Here is a 1,858-nt window from a genome sequence, read left to right as displayed (position 1 = left end):
TGCTGTTTAACTAGGTACGATGGAGTTGCGACGCGCCGTTTTTGTAAAAGAGTAAATAACCAAAAGCATAATAAAAGTATAATTTTAAAAAAAATTGTAAAAAAGTGTCCGAAAGGCTCGGACACTATATGTTTTATGCGTTAGGTTTTGAAAATACCTTTACTTTTAGGGCATTGCCTGTAAATTTCTCTATATTTACAAGAGCTGTGTGAGATATATTGCCTTGTGCAAGCTTTGATGTGCCCTTATCAATAGTTAGGACATTTACATCGCCATGAACACACATAGATCCTATCTCACCAGGATTTTGTGGATCATACCACGCACCCTCTGCTACGCAAACTACATCTTTTCTGACATCATCTGTTACAACAGCACCACATAAAATTTTGCCACGTTTTGATGAAACAACGACTAGATCACCATTTTCAATGCCTTTTTGTTTAGCATTTTCTGGATTTATCAGAACTGGCTCACGCTACTTCGCCGAGGGAACAAGCGGGCAACGACTCCAAAACCTTTTGCGTAGATAAACAAAGATGCACTATATTAAAAAATGGAGAAGCTATAGCGCTTACAAAGGCGGAATTTGACATCTTTATCTACCTTTATGAAAAAGAGGGGATGGTTATACCAAGAGAGGATATTTTGATAAATTTGGGTCAGGCGAAATTTCAAAGCGGATTAAAAAGCATCGATGTCGCCATAGGGCGCTTGCGTCAGAAAATAGGAGACGATCCTAAAAATCCGCGATTCATTCACCCCGTGCGCGGTATAGGGTATAAATTTATCAATGCGTAATATATCTATCATCAAACTCATATCTTTTTTCTTTTTTGCCGCGCTCATTACGGTAAATTTAGCATTCTTCATCGAATCAAAAAGGCAGGTAAGAGACGCAGAGTACCTTACTTATGAGCGCTTTATGCTGGGTATGCGTATACGAGGACAAGTAGAAGATAACGCAACTAAGCAACTAGCGCAAATTGGCCTTAAAAATAGCGAGCTTGATCCTATTAAGATCAGGCAAGGCGGCGAAAAAATTTTTAGCGACTCGTATACCGATATGATAAGGTATAACAAAAAGCTCTACTTTGTACCTAGATTTTCTTCTATTGATCCTAAGATGTTTTCACGCATTATGGATGCGGCAGGGCTTGAGCTATCAAACAAAGATGACATCGCGAAAAACGATGTGCCTTTAGAAAATTTAGAAGAAATTTCTTCGCATAACATTTGGATACTTTGGCTTATAGTAAATATCGTAATGGTGGCTTTTTTCATAGTCGTCTTAAAAAAATTGCTGAGACTCAGAAATTTAAAAAATATGATAAGAAAAGCGGGCGAAGAAGATAAATTTAGACTGCTAAGAGTAGAAGCAAACGATGAAATAGGCCAAATCGCCGGCGAATTTAACACGACGATGCAAAAAATAGATGCGATAAAAGAGGCTAGAGCGCTATTTTTACGTAACATCTTGCACGAATTTCGCAACCCGATAATGAAGGGGCGGATCATGGCGGACATGATAGCCGAAATCTTACGAGACGATAAATTTAAAAGTAGATTAAAACAAATTTTTATAAGGCTAGAAATGATACTTGGCGAGGTTGTCAAGGTCGAAAAACTAGTATCTAATCAATGGGAGCTTAAGAAAAACAAGCACCGAGTTATAGACATCGTCGATCACTCGGTAGATATGCTTTTACTAAAAGACACGAGCCGCATAGAAGTGCGAGCGGATGCGGAAATAAGTGCGGTTGAGGTTGATTTTGAGCTTTATGCAACCGGAATTAAAAATTTAATCGATAACGCCTTAAAATACTCTAGCGGCAAAGTCCTTGTAAGCGCCGCCGTC

General features: G+C 38.6%; 3 protein-coding genes. 2 read left to right on the top strand and 1 reads right to left on the bottom strand.

Annotated features, from left to right (window positions below; translation table 11 throughout):
- Positions 1-133: 133 nt before the first annotated feature.
- Positions 134-433: a molybdopterin dinucleotide binding domain-containing protein gene (locus Q0257_RS12850; protein WP_298025411.1), complete on the bottom strand. Its 300-nt coding sequence runs from the start codon at positions 431-433 to the stop codon at positions 134-136.
- A gap of 20 nt (positions 434-453) precedes the next feature.
- Between Q0257_RS12850 and Q0257_RS12845 the strand changes: the two genes are divergently transcribed.
- A complete protein-coding gene (locus Q0257_RS12845) occupies positions 454-801 on the top strand; it encodes a winged helix-turn-helix domain-containing protein (RefSeq protein WP_366517521.1) in 348 nt (115 codons plus the stop codon).
- The coding region (locus tag Q0257_RS12840; RefSeq protein WP_298025408.1) for an ArsS family sensor histidine kinase at positions 794-1,858 on the top strand (1,065 nt) is incomplete at its 3' end. The genes Q0257_RS12845 and Q0257_RS12840, both read left to right, overlap by 8 nt.

Source organism: uncultured Campylobacter sp., assembly GCF_938018035.1.
GTDB lineage: Bacteria > Campylobacterota > Campylobacteria > Campylobacterales > Campylobacteraceae > Campylobacter_B.
Note: the sequence above shows the minus strand (reverse complement) of the source record. Positions and strands in the feature narration are given on the sequence as shown.